The organism is Kitasatospora misakiensis, assembly GCF_042656005.1.
GTDB lineage: Bacteria > Actinomycetota > Actinomycetes > Streptomycetales > Streptomycetaceae > Kitasatospora > Kitasatospora misakiensis.
The window spans coordinates 1-17,793 of record NZ_JBHSOF010000091.1; the positions used below are offsets into that span (position 1 = coordinate 1).

Annotated in this window: 15 protein-coding genes, 1 tRNA gene, 1 other RNA gene and 1 pseudogene; 11 read left to right on the forward strand and 7 right to left on the reverse strand. The window is 70.7% G+C overall.

From position 1 onward, the window contains the following. On the reverse strand, positions 1 to 1,986 hold a 1,986-nt coding region (locus ACFP3U_RS35715; protein WP_380229934.1), incomplete at its 3' end, for a DNA polymerase III subunit gamma and tau. A 46-nt stretch (positions 1,987 to 2,032) separates the two neighbouring features. Then, positions 2,033 to 2,129, reverse strand: an RNA gene (ffs, locus tag ACFP3U_RS35720) — signal recognition particle sRNA small type. A gap of 131 nt (positions 2,130 to 2,260) precedes the next feature. Between ffs and ACFP3U_RS35725 the strand changes: the two genes are divergently transcribed. From ACFP3U_RS35725 to ACFP3U_RS35735, 3 genes are all read left to right on the forward strand, one after another. Next, a tRNA-Ser gene (locus tag ACFP3U_RS35725) sits at positions 2,261 to 2,345 on the forward strand. 642 nt (positions 2,346 to 2,987) lie between these two features. Next, the gene (locus ACFP3U_RS35730; protein ID WP_380229935.1) at positions 2,988 to 3,422 is read left to right on the forward strand and encodes a restriction endonuclease; all 435 of its coding nucleotides are present in this window, start codon (positions 2,988 to 2,990) and stop codon (positions 3,420 to 3,422) included. 46 nt (positions 3,423 to 3,468) lie between these two features. After that, on the forward strand, positions 3,469 to 3,690 hold the full coding sequence (locus tag ACFP3U_RS35735; protein ID WP_380229936.1) for a hypothetical protein: 222 nt from the start codon (positions 3,469 to 3,471) through the stop codon (positions 3,688 to 3,690). A 656-nt stretch (positions 3,691 to 4,346) separates the two neighbouring features. Here the strand turns inward: ACFP3U_RS35735 and ACFP3U_RS35740 are convergent. From ACFP3U_RS35740 to ACFP3U_RS35750, 3 genes and pseudogenes are all read right to left on the reverse strand, one after another. Then, positions 4,347 to 5,558, reverse strand: a pseudogene (locus tag ACFP3U_RS35740) (tyrosine-type recombinase/integrase); the annotation flags it as partial. Positions 5,559 to 5,568: 10 nt separating this feature from the next. Then, the gene (locus ACFP3U_RS35745; protein WP_380229938.1) at positions 5,569 to 5,862 is read right to left on the reverse strand and encodes a helix-turn-helix domain-containing protein; all 294 of its coding nucleotides are present in this window, start codon (positions 5,860 to 5,862) and stop codon (positions 5,569 to 5,571) included. A 183-nt stretch (positions 5,863 to 6,045) separates the two neighbouring features. Beyond that, positions 6,046 to 6,804 carry a helix-turn-helix domain-containing protein gene (locus tag ACFP3U_RS35750; RefSeq protein WP_380229939.1) on the reverse strand — a complete coding sequence of 253 codons (759 nt, stop codon included), beginning with the start codon at positions 6,802 to 6,804 and terminating at the stop codon, positions 6,046 to 6,048. Positions 6,805 to 7,083: 279 nt separating this feature from the next. Here ACFP3U_RS35750 and ACFP3U_RS35755 point away from each other — a divergent pair, with 279 nt between their 5' ends. The 5 genes from ACFP3U_RS35755 to ACFP3U_RS35775 all read left to right on the forward strand — a co-directional run bounded on the left by ACFP3U_RS35755 (position 7,084) and on the right by ACFP3U_RS35775 (position 13,050). Further along, positions 7,084 to 8,877 (forward strand): DnaB-like helicase N-terminal domain-containing protein, encoded by a 1,794-nt coding sequence (locus ACFP3U_RS35755; RefSeq protein WP_380229940.1) that lies wholly within the window; start codon positions 7,084 to 7,086, stop codon positions 8,875 to 8,877. Positions 8,878 to 9,015: 138 nt separating this feature from the next. Beyond that, a complete protein-coding gene (locus tag ACFP3U_RS35760; RefSeq protein WP_380229941.1) occupies positions 9,016 to 9,813 on the forward strand; it encodes a DUF2637 domain-containing protein in 798 nt (265 codons plus the stop codon). Between the two features lie 427 nt (positions 9,814 to 10,240). Next, complete coding sequence (locus tag ACFP3U_RS35765; RefSeq protein WP_380229942.1) at positions 10,241 to 10,894, forward strand: MobC domain-containing protein; 654 nt, start codon at positions 10,241 to 10,243, stop codon at positions 10,892 to 10,894. Beyond that, positions 10,891 to 12,627 (forward strand): relaxase/mobilization nuclease domain-containing protein, encoded by a 1,737-nt coding sequence (locus ACFP3U_RS35770; protein WP_380229943.1) that lies wholly within the window; start codon positions 10,891 to 10,893, stop codon positions 12,625 to 12,627. The genes ACFP3U_RS35765 and ACFP3U_RS35770 overlap by 4 nt, the downstream gene beginning before the upstream one ends. 63 nt (positions 12,628 to 12,690) lie before the next feature. Next, positions 12,691 to 13,050: a hypothetical protein gene (locus tag ACFP3U_RS35775; protein WP_380229944.1), complete on the forward strand. Its 360-nt coding sequence runs from the start codon at positions 12,691 to 12,693 to the stop codon at positions 13,048 to 13,050. A 201-nt stretch (positions 13,051 to 13,251) separates the two neighbouring features. Here the strand turns inward: ACFP3U_RS35775 and ACFP3U_RS35780 are convergent, their stop codons facing one another. Further along, positions 13,252 to 13,836: a helix-turn-helix domain-containing protein gene (locus ACFP3U_RS35780; RefSeq protein ID WP_380229945.1), complete on the reverse strand. Its 585-nt coding sequence runs from the start codon at positions 13,834 to 13,836 to the stop codon at positions 13,252 to 13,254. 117 nt (positions 13,837 to 13,953) lie between these two features. Between ACFP3U_RS35780 and ACFP3U_RS35785 the strand changes: the two genes are divergently transcribed. Then, a complete protein-coding gene (locus ACFP3U_RS35785; RefSeq protein ID WP_380229946.1) occupies positions 13,954 to 14,790 on the forward strand; it encodes an EamA family transporter in 837 nt (278 codons plus the stop codon). A 43-nt stretch (positions 14,791 to 14,833) separates the two neighbouring features. Here ACFP3U_RS35785 and ACFP3U_RS35790 read toward each other — a convergent pair whose 3' ends face one another. Beyond that, positions 14,834 to 16,033, reverse strand: a complete 1,200-nt coding sequence (locus ACFP3U_RS35790) for an IS110 family RNA-guided transposase (RefSeq protein WP_380229947.1) — start codon at positions 16,031 to 16,033, stop codon at positions 14,834 to 14,836. Between the two features lie 213 nt (positions 16,034 to 16,246). Between ACFP3U_RS35790 and ACFP3U_RS35795 the strand changes: the two genes are divergently transcribed. Beyond that, complete coding sequence (locus ACFP3U_RS35795; protein ID WP_380229948.1) at positions 16,247 to 16,894, forward strand: FMN-binding negative transcriptional regulator; 648 nt, start codon at positions 16,247 to 16,249, stop codon at positions 16,892 to 16,894. Positions 16,895 to 16,936: 42 nt separating this feature from the next. Then, positions 16,937 to 17,644, forward strand: a complete 708-nt coding sequence (locus ACFP3U_RS35800) for a B3/B4 domain-containing protein (RefSeq protein ID WP_380229949.1) — start codon at positions 16,937 to 16,939, stop codon at positions 17,642 to 17,644. The last annotated feature ends 149 nt before the right edge of the window (positions 17,645 to 17,793 follow it).

Genomic DNA, 17,793 nt, shown 5'->3' on the forward strand with positions numbered 1-17,793 from the left:
CTGCGGCGCGACAGCCGGTCCGGCCGCCGGAGCGGCGGCGGCCGCGGGTGCCGGGGCGGATGGCGCCACCGGGGGCGCGGACGCCACCGGACGCGCCGGCTGGGCACCCCAGCCGCCCCCACCGCCACCGCCGCTGCTCCCTCCTGCGTTACCACTCCCGCCGCCGAAGCCGCCGGTGGCGCCGCCGCCGGGACCGCCCGCGCCACCGGACGGATCGACGATGCACTCGATCCGCCAGTCCACGCCGAGCGCGTCCGCCAGCGCGGCGCGCAGCACGTCGTCGCTGTTGCTGCTCACGAAGCTGTCGCGGGCGCCCGCGTTGATGAACGAGACCTGGAGCACGCTGCCGTCGAACCCGGCCACCTGGCCGTTCTGGCTGAGCAGGATCCAGGTGAACCGGCGCCGGTTCTTCACCGCCTCCAGGATCTGCGGCCACAGCTGCCGCACCTGGCCCGCGCCCTGCTGCGCCGCCGGCGACGGCTGCCCACCGGGCGCCGGAGCGGGAGCGGCGGCGGCCACCGGGGCGGGCTGCACCGGAGCCGGGGCCGGCGGCACGGGCGCCACCGGGGCGGGCCCCGGGGCCGGGGCGGCCTCCGCCGCGGGGGCCTCCCCGGCCGGCGGGAAGCTCCGCTTGATCGGCCAGGCCCCGGGCGCCGGCCCGGCCGGCGGCGCGGGGGCGGGCTGCACCGGAGCCGGGGCCACCGCCTGCTGCACGGGCTGCACCACCTCCGGCGCTACGGCCACCGGCGGCGCGGCCACCGGCGGCGCGGGGGCAACGGTCGGCAGGGCGCCGGCCATCCCACCCCCACCCGCGACGAAGCCACCGGTCGCGGCCCGCCGCTCCAGCTTGTCCAGCCGCGCCTGGAGGGACAGCTCGTCGCTGTACGCGCCCGGCAGCATCACCCGGGCGCAGATCAGCTCCAGCTGGAGCCGGGGCGCCGCGTTGCCGCGCATCTCCGTCAGCCCGGTGTTGACGAGGTCCGCCGCCCGGCTCAGCTCCGCCGCGCCGAACGCGTCCGCCTGCGCCTGCATCACCGCGATCCGGTCCGCCGGGGCGTCGATCAGCCCCTTCTCCCCCGCGTCCGGCACCGTGGCGAGGATCACGAGGTCCCGCAGCCGCTCCAGCAGGTCCGCGACGAACCGCCGCGGGTCGTGGCCGCCCTCGACCACCCGGTCGATCACCTGGAAGACCGTCGCCCCGTCCTGCGCGGCGAACGCGTCCACCACCTCGTCCAGCAGCGCCGAGTCCGTGTACCCGAGCAGCGCGGTCGCCATCCGGTACGTCACGCCGCCCTCGGTGGCGCCGGCCAGCAACTGGTCCATCACCGACATCGAGTCACGCACCGACCCGGCGCCCGCCCGCACCACCAGCGGGAACACGGTGTCCTCGACCTGGATCCCCTCCCGGCCGCACACCTCCGCCAGGTAGTCCCGCAGCGTGCCGGGCGGCACCAGCCGGAACGGATAGTGGTGCGTCCGGGACCGGATCGTCCCGATCACCTTCTCCGGCTCGGTGGTGGCGAAGATGAACTTCAGGTGCTCCGGCGGCTCCTCCACCACCTTCAGCAGCGCGTTGAAGCCGGCCGAGGTCACCATGTGCGCCTCGTCCAGGATGAAGATCTTGTACCGGCTGTGCACCGGCGCGAAGAACGCCCGCTCCCGCAGCTCGCGCGCGTCGTCCACACCACCGTGCGAGGCCGCGTCGATCTCGATCACGTCGATCGACCCGGGCCCGCCCGTGGCGAGGTCCCGGCAGGACTGGCACTCACCGCACGGCGTCGGCGTCGGCCCCTGCTCGCAGTTCAGACAGCGGGCCAGGATGCGCGCACTCGTCGTCTTGCCGCAGCCACGTGGGCCACTGAACAGATAGGCGTGATTGACCCTGTTGTTGCGCAGGGCCTGCTGGAGCGGAGCGGTCACGTGCTCCTGCCCGATGACCTCCGCGAAGGTCTCGGGGCGGTAGCGGCGGTACAGGGCTAGGGACACACCCCCGACGATATCGGGACGGACCGACAAACGCGTCGCCCCTCAACGCAAAGACCCCTCGTGCACCCGCCAGAGCCCTCCTACCCTTGCTGCCTTCCGGCCCTGGGGGGGTTCAGAGAGATAACGCCACACGAGGGGCTGCCCCCAACACTACCGGATCCCGACCCCACCCCGACACCACCACCCCGCCCACCCATCCCCAGGCGACCCCCCACCCCCCACCTGCGAGATACGTGGTCGCGACCACCCCTGAACATGTACTAAGCTCTCCCACGGAGGATTCGCCTAGAGGCCTAGGGCGCACGCTTGGAAAGCGTGTTGGGGGCAACCCCTCACGAGTTCGAATCTCGTATCCTCCGCCTCTGCCCACCAGGGCAAACGAAGGCCCGGACCGCTCAGCGGTCCGGGCCTTCGTCGTTCTCTGGTTGCAGTTTTGGTTGCAGTTGAGGTCGCCCACCTAGGACGAGCGGTGCAGGTACGCTGCACGGCACCATGGAAGCATGGACAAAGGTGCCGGGCCTTCACCTACGTCACGGGACCGGAACGTGCGCCGAAACGCCGTGCTACGTCTCTACGACCAGCCGCTGCACCGGGACTGGGCGTTCTGGTTGACGGTCGGCTTCGCCGTAGTGACAGCCCTCGCCATCGGGACAAGCAGCCGGCCTTCTTCCCTGCCCAAGTGGCTGGACACCCTGCTGGCGACGATCACGTTTGCTGTCCTCTTTGGGGTGGTTCCAGCGTGGGGACGTCTGCTCGTACGTCGACGACGCGAACATCATCGACAAAGTGCTCACCCGCCACCACTCGGCTTCATGGGCGCCGCTGCCCCTCGAACGCCGCAGTGGAAGACTCCGACTGAACCACCGCAAGGTCAGGCAGGCACCCCCGCACCACCGATCGCTGTCAGCGCCACCTCCCTGGGCTGGAGAAGCGACCGAAGACTCCCTGGGCCGGTCAGAGATCCCCTGGACTCAGCCGCCACGCCGTTGGCATGGCGTCGCTTGGACGCCGACGGATTTGAACGGCTGCTGTTCGACCTGCTTCGCGCCTTCCCAGAGCATCACAACGTGCAGTGGCTGTCGCATACGCGAGCGCCGGATCGCGGGCGTGACCTTTCGATGGACCGGGTGCTTCACGACAGCACCGGCAGTGTTCGCACCGAGCGAGTCATCGTGCAGGCCAAACACTGGCTTGCCAAGACTGTCGATGTCCCAGCCGTCTCAGGGACCGTGGCGTCCATGAAGCTGTGGGAACCGCCCGTTGTCCGCACGCTGATCATCGCGACAAGCGGACGTTTCTCGAGCGATGCCGTTATGTGGGCGGAGAGGCACAACAACAGCGGCGTCGCACCGTTCATTGAGCTCTGGCCAGACAGCAAGCTCGAATCCCTCCTCGCCCAGAAACCCCGTCTTGCTGCCGCCCATGGCCTTCGATAGGAGGGCAACCATCACTCGACCGGGCGGCAACGGGGATACTGCCCCTGTGACGAACGCATCGCAGCGGCCGCAGGTCGGCTACACGGCTCCGGTCGGATCCATCGATCTGCCAGCCTTCGACGACGACGGCACCACGTACGAAGTCTGGCCGTGCGTTGACTGCCACCCCTGGCACGCCGAGGTGATCCTCGAAGGCCAGGACGTCCTCGTACGCGAGTGGCACGCCGTCGATTGCCCGTTGTTCCAGCAACTGCTCGCAAACGACTGAGGCAAATGCTGCGGCCCTGGACCACCGTGACTGTGGTCCAGGGCCGCAGCGCGAGCCTTGGCCGATGGCCAGAACAGGCTCTACCAGTCAGAGCTGTCGCCGTACTTGCCCGGGTTCTGAGCTCGATCGACGGCCTGCTCCAGAGCCTCGCCGAAGGCAGCCGCGACCGCGACCTTATCCGTGCCCCGAACCTGGACCTCGACGAGCTGCTCGGGGCCGGGCCGACGGGCCGTTCGCCAAGACGCTGACCGATCGGTGTAGAGGTCCGGCTCGAAGTCCCAAGCAGCGACCGACCACTGCTCGGGCACGGCCAGGTCTACCCGCTCACCTCCGGGGCGGAGCGCGGCGTAAGCGTGGAAGATGACCTTCTGGTCGACAGAGCGATCCCGGATCGCCCGGCGTCCGCCCGGCCCCTCGTTGTCCCACTTCGCCTGGTCCCAGACCTCGACCCCGGCTGAGTGGCCGGGACGCTCGGCATTCCACCGATCGACCAGAGCCAAGGCGTGCTCTCGGTCCAGGAACGGCACGAGCTGCCGACCAAGGTTGGCGACGAAGACCACCGGCTGGTCCGAGACCGGATCGGCGCTCGGCTGGGGCAGAGAAAGCTCAGCCTGGGCCGGACCAGCATCGGTCTCGCTGTTGCCTGTCGGACCGCCCGCAGGCCAGAGCAGGCCGCCGATCTTGTCGGCAGTCTGCCGGAGCACAGGACTGGTCATGTGCTGGTAGCGCCGCCGCATCCGGGCGGACTTGCCGGGCTCCCAGCCCATGATGGCGTCGACCACGGCGTCGGGCACGCCGAGGATCAGCAGCACGGTGGCGGCGGTGTGCCGGGCGTCGTGAAGCCGGGCGTCGCGGACCTCGGCGGCCTTCAGCAGGTCCTTCCACCGGTGGTAGTCGGTGTTGGGGTTGAGCGGTTCGCCGACCTCCGAGGTGAAGACGTACTCCTTCTCGACCCAGAGGTCGCGGGCACGCAGGCGTTCGCGGTCCTGCGTCTCCTTGTGCTGGGCCAGGAGCTTCATCAGCTCCTCGGGCACGCCGATCGGCCGCTTGCCTGCCTTCGACTTGGTGGACTTGGTCTCGCGCCGAATGTTGATCTTCGTCGGGCAGTAGCCGGGCTTTCGCCCGCAGCGGTCGCCGCAGCCGTGCTTGTAGCGGGGCCGCAGCCGACCACGCCGCACCAGGATGACGCCGGCCTCGAAGTCGACGTCCTCCCACTGGAGTCCGAGCACCTCGCCCTGGCGGAGCCCTAGCGCGAGGGCGATGACCCATCGGGCGGTGTTGCGGACCTTGGCCGCTTCGAGCAGGAGCCGCTGGACCTCCTCGACCGAGTACGGTTCGACCTCCGTCTCGTCCAGTACCGGGGCCTTGGCGATCGTCGCCGGGTTCTCGGTGATGGCCTTGCGGCGGACCGCCTCGTTCAACGCCACGCGGACCGTGCGGTGGACCTGATGAGCGGTCCCCGCCGAGCTGCCGGCACCCTGCATCTTCGCGTAAAGGCGTTCGAGGTGCTCGGGTTCGAGCTTCTCCAGGCGGTGTGCTCCGAGGCCGGGTATGAGGTGGTGGTAGACGGCGACGCGGTAGCCGTCGATGGTGTTCTCGCCCACTGTGAGGGCCGCGATGTTCTCGACCCAGTGGGTGAGCCAGCTCTCGACGGTCCAGCGCTGGCCGGCCTTGGGCACCTTGCCCTTGTCGCGCTTGGCCTCCAGGTCGCGGACGGCCTTGGTGATCTCCGGGCGGGTCTTGCGGGTGACGTGCCGGCGGTCGGGGAGGCCGTTGTCCTTCACGCCGACCGTGACGTAGCCGTGCCACCGCCCGTCCTTGGCCTGGTAGATCGTCGAATCGCCGTTGGGCTTGCGGGACTTGGTCATGAAGCCCCCCTCACGCCACGAGCGCGACAGTGGCGCCGGCCCGGCTCGCGATGTAGTCGTTCAGCGCCTGGGCGGGGATCCGGCGCAGGCGACCGATCCTCACGGACGACACCTCGCCCGACGCCACGAGGGCGTACATCGTGGTGCGGCCGACGCCGAGGCGGCGGGCGGCTTCCTCGACCGTGAGGGCGACGAGGGTGGGGTCGGGAGCCGCATCGCAGTTCGCGACGAGGGCGAGCAGGCTCTGCTCGGGAAGACCCAGTGCCTCCGAGAGGCGGGCAAGGGAAAGGACGGACTGAGGCATGGGACTCCTCGGCGACCGCGCGGGGCTGGCACCCCGGGCGGCTGATCGTGTGTGATGGGTGGTCATGGCGGCGCGATCCCTCGCTCAGGCGCGCTAACACCTGGAGCGAGACGCGGACGGTTCTGGCGGTCCGTCGCGCGTGCCGCGTGGTAGCTCAGCTCGGGCTGGGCAGCCCGTCGGCTCCTACTCGAAGATCCTCTTCGGGGGGCGGTTGTACACGCCTGCGGGATCCGTGACCTCCTCGTCTGTGGGCGGGCGGACACCCGGCGCATCAGCGGGCGCCTCGGAGACGTGAACCCAGGCGTCCTCAGTCTCGACGTAGTCGAGATGGGCGAGAGCGGGCGGCAGGGTGGGCGGATGAATGCCCTTGGCTCGCATCTCCGCGCGAAGGTCCTGGATCGCGAGCGACATGTCACTGATCATCTCGTCGAACTGGGCAACCAGCTTGCTGTTGTGCTCGCGAGTGGGCATGTCGCGGCTGAGGGCCGCGCCACGGCGATACTCCTCGGTTCGGCTGATGGCCTTCTGCAGCCCGTACATCATCTGGCGGTGCTTGCGAACCTCCTCGAACCGCTCTTCGACGGTGTCGTTGGCAGGTTCGTAGTCGAGCGGCAAGTCGCCACAGACCCATTGAAGCGCTTCATCGGTGGAGATCATCCGGCCGGGGAGGACCTCGATCTCTCCGGTCTCCCCGACCGGGACCAGGAGGGCAACCGGGGGGACGTCGAGGACCTTGGCGAGGACCAGGACCTCCGCCACGTCGACGCTTGAGCGCCGCCCGTTCTCCAGGTTGGCGATGATGCTCCGCGCGATTGGGTAGCCCAGCTCCGCGCAGGCCGCAGCGACGTCCTGCGCGCTCATCCCCCGTTCCTCACGGAACCGCCGGACCGCCTCGGCGACACGACCGGTCACGCCGGCTTGCCAGTCCTTGGGGTTCGTCATGGCACACAAGGTACCGGCCAAGCACAGAACAAGTCAACAATCAGCACGCACATTGTGTTGCCACTACACAGGACCTGCCTTGACGTGACGCAGGTGATGTGTGTTTACTCTGCGGACGTTGACGGACTCAGGCCAGCACGATCGGCCGCGCGGGCCCGGAAACGAGGGCGGCCCCCGGTGTTAGCGCACCGAGGGCCGTGAAGGCTCCCATGACCACCCATCAAGACGATCAACCGCTGTGCGGCCTGCCAGGGCCTGATGCACGGCGGGAGGGAATCCATGTCCCAGCCTACGGGCCCGGCATACGGGCCGTCGAGTTCCGGTGCGGCCGATACCGCCTTCGACGACGACCACGCTGCGTTCCCGAAGGGGACACCGCCGAACGACCTGGACGCCGAGATGGCGGTCATCGGCGCTGCCATGGCGCTGGGCCGGCCCGCCATCGACGCGGCTCGCACTGTCCTCGACGCCGGCGACTTCTACCGGCCCGCCCACGAGACCATCTGGCGCGCGATCCTCGACCTCGCCTTCGAAGGGGCCCCGACAGGCGCGGTGGCCGTCGCCGACCGGCTTCGAGGCGCCGGTGCCCTGGAGCGCGTGGGCGGCGTGAGCTACCTGGTCCGGCTCGCCGCCGAGGCACCGCCATCGGCGGACAACGCCGACTACTACGCGGCCATCGTGCGACGAGAGTCGGAGCTGCGGAAGCTGCATGCCACGGGCATCCGTACCGTCCAGCAAGCCCTGTTGCCCGGCGCCCAGCCGGACGAGATCCGCAGTGCCCTCGACGCCGAGGTCCGCGAGGGACGCGAGCGCGCGCTGGCCTCCGGAAACAGCCGTCTGTCGCGCTTCATGGTGGACGGCTGGGACTTCGTCACCAAGACCGGGGCGGCCAAGGAGCCTCTGTGGGGCACCCCCGGGGAACTCGCGTGGGCAGCCGGCGAGAGCCTGATGATCGTCGGCGCCCCTGGCGTCGGCAAGACCACCATCGCACATCAAGTGATCTTCGCCCGGATCGGCTTGGGCGACTCGGCGCTCGGCATGCCCGTCGCCGAGAGCAAGCGCGTCCTGTACTTGGCGATGGACCGGCCCCAGCAGATCGCCCGAGCCATGGCCCGACTGGTCCGGCCCGAACACGAGAAGCTGGTCCGCGAGCGGCTCATCATCTGGGAGGGCCCGCTGCCAAGCAGCCTGGACAAGGAGCCCGGCCTCCTCGCCGAGATGGCCTCTGCGCACGGTGCCGACACCATCGTCATCGACAGCCTCAAGGACGCCGTCAGCACCCTCGTCGACGACAGCCTCGCCATCGCCTACAACACCGCCCGCAGCCGGGCCATGCGCGAGGGCGTCCAGATCATGGAGCTGCACCACCAGCGCAAGGCCACCGCGGACGCCCCTCGCGGTCAGCGCCCCACCCTCGATCGCGTGTACGGCTCCACCTGGCTGACCTCCGGCGCGGGCAGCGTGCTGTTCATCACCGGCGAAGCCGGCGACCCCGTCGTCAACCTCCACCACGTCAAGACCTCGACCGGCGAGATCGGCCCGCTCACCATCGTCCACGACCACGAGGCGGGCACCAGCACTGTCGAAGAGACCATCGACATCGCCGAACTCCTGCGCGCGACGCCGGACGGCGTGACCGCCAAGCAGCTAGCGGCCGCCATGACCGGGGACAAGAAGCCCGACGCCGCAGCCATCGGACGGGCCCGTCGGCGGCTGAACACCCAGGTCAAGTCTGGGCTCGCCGAGGTGGAGAAGGGCTCCGCCGGCGGCATCGGCGGCGGCAAGGAGGACCGCTACTTCACCTCCGCCCGCCACATCAACACCAGCGCCCCGCCGACCCTGGTCGAACAGCCCCCCATCCCGCTGACCGTCGTACCGGCCGCATCGCAGAACACCACCAGGCAGGCGCCCGCCGAACCTGCCCCCACCGACGCCGAGGGCCACCGGGTCGCCGCCGCGACGGCCACGTCACGGGGAACAGGGCGTTTTCGCGAGCGTTCACGCACCTCCACCGCCGCGACCGTTGTACAACCCGTTGTTGCACCGGACGCCCCCAGGAAAAACCGCAGGTAGAGGCGTTTCCGCAACCGTTTACGCCGTTGTCGCGCCCGAGCGTTTTCGCGCGGACCCCCCTTTAGAAGGGGGTTCGCGTAAACGCCCCCAGCAATCGCGCTACCCACCGCCGCCCGACCCGCGAGGACCGCCTTCCGCATGACCGCCACCAACCCACGCCGTACGCCCCGCCCGGATGCCGTCCTCGTCCAGGCCGCCATCGCGGGTGCCCTGTCCTTCGCCCACCTCCACGACATCGCCGAAGCCGCCGGACAGCACGGTTGGAAAGCCTGGGCCTACCCGGTCTCGGTCGACCTGCTTCTCGTCGCCGCCTGGCGCCGTATGCGGACCCTGCGCGCCAGCGGCCGGGCGGCCGGCACCGCCTGGACCTGGTTCGCCATCGCCCTGACCGCCTCCCTCGGCGCGAACGTCGCCACCGCCGGACTCCTCGACCTCGCCCACGTCCCCGCCTGGCTGCGGATCCTGGTCGCCGGATGGCCCGCCCTCGCCTTTTTCGGCGGCACTTTCCTCGCCCACGGCACCACGCCGACCACGGTCGCCACCGAGCCGCAGCCCGCCGAGGGCGAACCCGCGCTCCACGAGGACCCGGAGCCCACCACGGCTCCCCCGGCAGCCGAGCCTGCTCCGCTCACGGAAACGGACGAGGTCGACCCGCTCGACGACGGGGTGGAGGACGCCCCCGACGACGACGTCCAGCCCGGCGACCGGGAACCGGTGGTGGGGGCCAGGCGCACGGGACGCAGGCCCGCCGCTTCGATGGACGAGCTGGCGGAGATCGTCCGCCCAGCCGTCGAGGAGCACGGCCCCACCCAGGCTGTGATCAGGACGGCCCTGCGCGAGGCCGGCATGCCGATCGCCAGCGACCGCCTCGGGAAGCTGACCCAGCGCTTCAAGGACGAGCAGGCCGACGCGCCAGAGAGCCGCTCGGCTGCCTGACGCCCCGCCGCTGATCGCGGCTCGCCCGAGCACCGGCCGTTGCCGAAGCGGGCGGGCCGCCTTCTCTTCCGCGCTGGTGATCACCGGCACCCCGCAATGCCGTTGGCGGGGACACCGGAAGTCCCGAACCCCCGCCTTCTACACCGGATATCCGGCACCACCAAAGCGGACTCCCGGCCCGACCATCACCCCGCACACCGCACGCACCGCGTGCCTGCGCCCGCCCACCCCGACAGGAAATCCGGAGGACTCCTTGGCCGCCCCTCAGCCCCGCCGTGCTCCCGCCCGCACCGTGCCCGAGGAGGGCGCCAAGGGCGGTAGGCTGATCGGCCGTCTGCTCCGCGCGTTCGGTAACTCGGCTCCTGGCGGAGCCAGTTGTACCCAGTCTCCGACACTTCGCGCGGATCTGGGAGTCTCCGCCCCAGGGGTGGCGGAGGAGGCCCGGCGCGAGGGCGCGCCAGACCAGGCAAAGGCCCTCGGCCCGGACAAGCTCAACGCCCTGCAACTCGACATCCTCGCCCGCGTCCGCAGCGACCAGCCGAGCACCGAGCCGCCCGCCATCGTCGATGACGAGAGCATCCGCGTCGCCCGTGCCGCGTTCCTGCACGAGAACACCGCCGCCCTCGACGTCCCGAAACTGGACGCCCCCGAAGGCGCCCAGCCGATGCCCCACGGCAAGAACCGGAAGCACACCGGAACCCGCCGGACAGAGCGGGTCGGACCGGTCAGCTACACCCCGCCGCAACATGCCGAGCTCCTCGATGCCGCTGGCCGCCACGGATACGGGGACACGATCTCCGGATACGTCGGTGACATCTCGCTGGCGTTCATCCGGGGCGAGTTCACCGTCGACCTGCCCCTGCACACCGACCGCCTCGCCCTGCAGGAGTTCCGGGCCGAGATCCTTCGGCAGATCAACGCCATCGGCAACAACATCAATCAGATGGTCCACGTGCTCCACCGCGACGACCGCCTCGTACCCGACAGCCGCGAGCGCCTGATCCGCCTGGAAGACCTCCTCCGCGACATCGCCGAAGCCCTACTCATCCCCACCAGCCCCGAAGGAGGTCGGCGCGCGTGATCCCCTCCATCAAGGCCCCCGGCGGCAACACCCGCGGACTGCTCGCCTACCTCTACGGCCCCGGCCGCCACGACGAGCACACCGACCCGCACCTCGTCGCCTCCTTCAGCCCGCTCGGCCTGCGCGATCCCGGCCGCGACCCGAACGCCACCCTCACCCAGCTCGCCCGGATCCTCGACGAGCCGGTGAACCTGCGCAACAGCGGCTTCGGGAAGAAGGTCACCGACCACGTCTGGCACTGCCCCGTCCGCGCCGCCCCCGGCGACCGCTACCTCTCCGACGCCGAATGGGGCGAGATCGCCCGCCGCACCGTCCACGCCGCCGGCATCGCCCCCGACCGCGACCCGCACGGCTGCCGCTGGATCGCCGTACGCCACGCGGACGACCACATCCACATCCTCGCCACCACCGTCCGCGAGGACGGCCGCCGCCCCAAGCTCCACAACAGCGGCAAACGCGCCCAGGCCGAAGCCCGCAAGATCGAGAAGGAACTCGGCCTCCACCAGGTCCAGCCCGGCGACCGGACCGGCGAGCGCCGCCCCACCCAGGCCGAGATGCACAAGGCCGACCGCCTCGGCTGGCAGCAGACCAGCCGCGACTGGCTCCGGGACCGCATCCGCGACGCCATCCCCCACGCCGCCAACGTCGAGGAGCTCCTCGCCTACCTGCAGGCCGACGGCGTCGCGGTCAAGCCCCGCCGACTCCCGTCCGGCGACCTCCAGGGCTACGCCGTCGGTCGGCCCGGCGACCTCAACGCCAAGGGCGAGCAGATCTACATTCCCGGCAGCGAGCTCGCCCCCGATCTCTCCCTGCCCAAGCTCCAGTCCCGCCTCACGGCCGGCACCCCGCAGGAGCACCCCACCGCCCGGCGCAACCGGCCCACCACCAGCTGGCAGCGCACCACCGACGCGCTCGACACCCTCCACACCCACCTCGCCGAGGACACCGCCAGCGGCGGGGAGGAGGGGGACGGCGCGTTGGCGCAGGCGCAGATCACCGCGCTGGGCGACATCATCAACGCCACCGCCCAGCAGGCTCCCGCCGAACTCCGGGCTGAACTGCGAGCCGCCACAAGGACGTTCGCCCGCGCCCAGCGCTCCCAGGTCCGCGCCGACCATCAGGCCGCCGCCGACCTGCGCCGGGCCGCCCGCGACATCATCCACGCGAGCGACGGCCCCGACGGCAACTCCCTCACCGTGATGATCGCAGCCCTCGTGTGGGCGGCGATCCTCACAAACCGCTGGCACCAGGCGCGCGGCCACGCCCAGCAGGCCGAAGCAGCCCAGCGGGCCGTCCAGCACCTCCAGACCGCCTACGACCACGCTGCAGCCGAACAGCTCGCCGCCCTCACCCACCGCCAGCCCAAGCCGGAGATCACCAACACCCTCGCTGGCGACGTCCGCTCCGCCGTTCCCGACCAAGCGAAGCAGATCCTCGCCGACCCCAACTGGCCTGCTCTGGCCACCGTCCTCGCCGACGCCCAGGCCCTCGGCCACCAGCCCCGACAACTCCTCCAGGAGGCCGCCGCCCGCCGCGAACTCACCACCGCCCGCCAGCCAGCCAAGGTCCTCCTCGGCCGCATCCAGCACACCAGCCGCAACCCCGAGCGCAACCTCGCCGCCGAAGCCGCCCGCCGCCGCTCACCCGCCGCGATCGCCCTCGGCCCCACCCCCACCAACCCGACCATCCCGCCCACCGCAGCCCTCGGCACCGCCCCCAGCCGCACCCGCTGACGCCATCAGGTGTCGATGTGATGTCGTCTTCGGCGGTCGGGAACATCCCGGCCGCCGCACGTCTTGTCGTGTCGCTGGAACCGTCACCGGACGAAGGGCACCACGCTGATCAACCGCCGCACCGACGAGAACGCCCACCACCCCACCACCATCCGCGCCGTTCCCCACCCCCACGAACTCGACGCCCGCGGCATCCCGATCACCTGCCCCCATTGCCGGGCCCACCGCGACTGGCTACTCCTCAACGTCCGCCAACTGGTCTTCGTCCGCTGCCGGTGCGCGCACGAGTGGCACGAGCCCGACCTCACACTCGCCTTCTTCGACCAGCACTTCACCACCCCCGAAGACGAGTGGGACGACTTCAACACCGCCATGGTCAGCCTCGGCTACGACGGGCTCCTGGCCGGAACGACCTGGAACTAACGGGTCGAATTGCATCTGGTGCAACAACTCGACACGGCCCCTTGGGCGGCTGACGTGCTGTTCGGCTGGGGTGCAGGCTGGTGGCCTGCACCCCGACGGGGCCGTTGACCTGCAGGGCGGTAGCCGATGCAACGATTTTGCGTCAGATGCAACATGGGAGTGGCTCAGCGCTTTCGGTGCCGGTCGGCGGCGCGCTCGTGGTCAGGTTGTGGCGGCGGGGCCGGGTGGTAGGTGGACCGTCATGACCAAGTGGCAGGTCTCGGTGCCCGCGCCTCGGTAGGTGTGGGGGGCGTCGCCGTCGAACGTGGCGGTCTGCCCCGTTTCAACGGCGTGCTCGGTGCCGTCGACGACGAGGGTCATCCGGCCGGAGGTGACGCTGACGGTCTCCACGACTCCGGCCTGGTGGGGGTGGCTGGGGTATTCCTCGCCCGGCTCGAGCCGCCAGCGCCAGACCTCGACCGGAGCCGGCCCCGAGGTGGTCAGCATGAGCCGGGCCTCGCTGCCTTGCTCTCCGGTCCACAGCGGCGCCACCGCGTCGGCGGTCACGACGCGGACGCGACCCTCGGGCCGCCCCTGCATCAGGTCGGACACCGAGATGCCGAGGGTGTCGGCGAGGCGGACCAGGGTGGCCAGGTTCGGGTTGCCCTGGGCCTTCTCCAAGCCCACCAAGGCACCCTTGCTGACCTGGGCGCGCCGGCTGAGCTCCTCCAGGGACAGGCCCGCGCGCAGGCGGGCCGCCTTGACGTTGCGCGCGACCGTCCGCAGGGCGGCGACTGTCTCGGTCACTTGATCACCATCCTCGCAGTGGACCACTCGAATGCACTGTGCGGTCGTTTCGTTGGCATTCGACGGTCGATCCGTTGTACCGTCGAGTCGTTCCATTGAAATGGTAAGGGATATGCTGTGATCGCTCTGGTGCTGGCTCTCGGGAGCTCGCTCGCGTACGGGTGCGCCGACTTCCTCGGCGGCCTCGGTGCCCGCAAGGCCCACGTGCTACGGACCGTGCTGATCGCGGCCCCGGCCTCTCTGGCGGTCGAACTGCTGCTGTGGCCGTTCCTCGGCGCCTCGTTCAGCGCCGGGGCCCTCGGCTGGGGCGCCGCCTCGGGGGTGGCCTCGGCCGCCGCGTTCGCCCTGCTCTACCGCACCCTGGCGATCGGCCCGATGAACGTGCTGTCGCCGGTGACCGCGCTGGTGTCAGCCGCGCTGCCCGTCGCGGTGGGCCTGCTGCAGGGCGAGCACCTGGGCGTCGCCGGCCTCGCGGGGCTGCCGCTCGCCCTGGTGGCGGTAGTGCTAGTCAGCGCCGGAGGCGGCACCGGCTCTTCACGTCCCTCCCGTACCGCGCTGCTGCTGGCCTTCGGCGCCGGTGCCGCCATCGCCCTTCAACTGATCTTCCTGCACCAGGCGCCCTCCGACAGCGGGGTCGCCCCGCTGATCATCGGCCGGGCGGTCTCCTCGGCCGTCACCCTGGCCGCGGCCGGTCTGCTGCGCCACCGGCTGGGCCCGGAGAAGCCCGCGTACGCGATGTCGGCCGCCGCGGGCGTCCTGGACTCAGTGGCGAACCTGCTGTTCCTGCTCGCCGCCCGCAGCGGGGACCTCGCCACCGTCGCCGTGATCACCGCCCTCTACCCGGCTGGCACGGTCCTGCTCGCCCGCGGTGTCCTCGCCGAGCGCGTCCATCGCGGCCAGCTTGTCGGCTTGGGCGCCGCTGCTGTCGCCGTCAGCCTCCTCGCCCTCACCTGACCTCCCCCGCACCGCACCACCGCAAGGAGTCTCAATGACTGAGTCAAGCCGCCTGCGCGACCGGAGCGGAGGTGAAGACACGGTTGTCGCGCAGGAGGGCCCACAAGACGCTGACCCTGCGGCGGGCCAGGGCGATGATCGCCTGGACGTGCTTGCAGCCCTCGGCGCGCTTCTTGAGGTAGAAGTCTCTGTTCGGGCCGTCCTTGATGATGCTGGTCTGCGCGGACAGGTAGAAGACCCGTCGCAGACGGCGGCTGTACCGCTTGGGTCGGTGCAGGTTGCCGGTGCGGCGGCCGGAGTCGCGGGGGACGGGCACGAGCCCGGCGGCCGAGGCGAGGTGGCCGGCGTCCGCGTATGCGGTCAGATCGCCGGCGGCGACGACGAGCTCGGCGCCGAGTATCGGCCCGATGCCGGGCATGGACTCGATGATCTCGGCCTGTGGGTGGGCGTGGAAGGTGTTGCGGATCTGCTTGTCGATCTGCTTGAGCCGGTCGTCGAGAGCGAGGATCTGCGCGGCGAGGTCGGCCACGATCGCGGCGGCGACATCCTCGCCAGGCAGCACGGTGTGCTGAGCCTCGGCGGCCTCCAGCGCGGTGGCCGCCACCGCATCGGCGCCTCGGACGCCGCGGTTGGCGAGCCAGGCCGTCAGGCGGGCGCGCCCTTGTCGGCGGATCGCGGCCGGGGTCTGGTAGCCGGTCAGCAGGACCAGGGCACCCTTGTGCGCCGAGTAGTCGAAGGCCCGCTCCAGGGCGGGGAAGACGCCGGTCAGCACGTCACGCAGCCGGTTGATCATCCGCACCCGGTCGGCGACCAGATCGGAGCGGTGGGCAGTCAGCAGCGCGAGGTCGGCGCCGAGTTGGGCGGGTACCTCAATCGTGGTGAAGTCCCGGCGGTGGCGAGCCGTTTCGGCGATGACGTAGGCATCGCGGGCGTCGGTCTTCGCCTCACCTCGGTAGGCGCCGGCCATGCGGTTGACGGTCCGGCCGGGCACGTAGACGGCCTTCTGGCCGTGGGCAGCGAGCAGGGCGAGCAGCAGCGCGGAGGACGTTCCGGAGATGTCCACCGCCCAGTGGACCTGGTCTGCCAGGTCCAGGATCTCGCCGATCGCGGTCAGGATCGCCGGCTCGTCGTTGTCGATCTTCCTCGACCACAGTGTCGCACCGGTCTCGTCGACGACAGCCGCCCAGTGATGGCCCTTCCCGGCGTCAACACCGGCCCAGACATGGGACTTTCGCTCGCTCACTCACCCCTCCTCGATCCCACTCGCCTGCCGTTGGCCCGAGGAACACCCCGCCGTCGTCTCCGTAATCAGCGACCGCACACAGCGCGCACATCTCAATCAGCAGCCAGGGCGCCCCGGAGAGCCGGACGGCCACTCCTTGGGAGCCACTGAAGGCAAGCCCACATCAGCCACATCCGGCCCTCCCGGGCCGGCCAACACCTTACGGAGCCCCGCATGTTCATCCAGCCCTGGGACGCCGCCCTGGACGAAGCCGAATGGCAGACCTGGATCGCAGACGGCCACGACTTCGGCATCCTCAGCGCCAACGGCCTGCCCGACCAGGCGCCCGTCGCCGTCCCCACCCACTTCACCAGCGATCCCGGCCACCTCCTGATCCACCTCGCCCGCCCCAACCCCGCCTGGAAGGCGATCGAGAACGACCCCAACGTCCTGTTCACCGTCTTCGGCGACTACGCCTTCGTCCCCGGCCCCTGGCGCGCCAAGCCCGGCACCCCACCCACCGACGGCGTCCCCACCAGCTACTACACCGCCGTCCAGTTCACCTGCCACGCCCACATCGTCGACGACCCCCAGGCCAAGGCCGAACTGCTGAGCCGCCAGATGGCCCACTTCCAGCCCGACGGCGACCACGCCCCCATCGCCGTCGACCGGCCCCCGTACGGCCGGATGCTGCCCGGCATCCGCGGCCTGCGCCTTGAAGTCACCGATGTCCAGGCCAAGTTCAAGTACGACGACCACAAGCCCGCCGAGCACCGCACCGCCGTCGCCGACCACCTCACCGAACGCGGCCACGGCCTCGACGTCCCCACCGCACGCCAGCAGCTCCGCCGCCTCGACCGCACCGGCACCTGGAAGCCCTGACCCACACCCGCACCCGCCCGACGCACGGAACGGAACCCGCCCATGCCCGCCCTCCGCCTCGACCCCGCCGTCGCCAACGCCCACCCCGACACCCTCATCGCCGTCGTCACCGCCACCGGGCTGCGCGGCCGTGAACCCTGGCCCCACACCGACGCCGCCGTGCAGCAACTGGAACAGCAGCTCGCCGACGGCACCTGGCAGCCCGCCGACGAGGACGACCCCCGCATCGAGGCGTGGCACACCGCCTACCGCTCCTTCGGCACCAACCCCCGCCGCATCCGCCCCAGCGTCGACGCACTCGGCCGCCGCCTCGCCAAGAAGGGCACCCTGCCCCGGATCAACCCGGCCGTCGACTCCTACAACACCGTCTCCGTACGCCACGGCCTGCCCGCCGGCGCCTTCGACCTCGACCACGTCACCGGCGACATCGACATCCGCCACGCCGACGGCACCGAATCCTTCACCCCGCTCGGCGAACCCGACACCGTCGAGAACCCCAACCCCGGCGAGATCATCTACACCGACGCCAGCATCGTGCTGACCCGCCACTGGAACCACCGCGACGCCCACCAGACCTGCGTCACCGAGAACTCCACCCACGTCGCCTTCGTCCTCGAAACCCTCCACGCCACCCGCGACGGCCACCACCTCAAGACCGCCGCCACCGAGCTGCAGGACCTGCTAGCCCCGCACGCCGAGCGCACCACACTGCACTACCTCGACCCCGCACAGCCGGAGACCACAGTCTGAGGTCCGAGAGCCAACATGGGCAGCCCGTGAGCAACCCCTGCTGTGATCGACACCAGCGGGAATACAACACCCCTGGAATACTGACGCTTCACCAATCTAGACCCGTACTTCGCGGGTGACCGTTTCAGGTCTGTGGCCAGCGGGTTTGT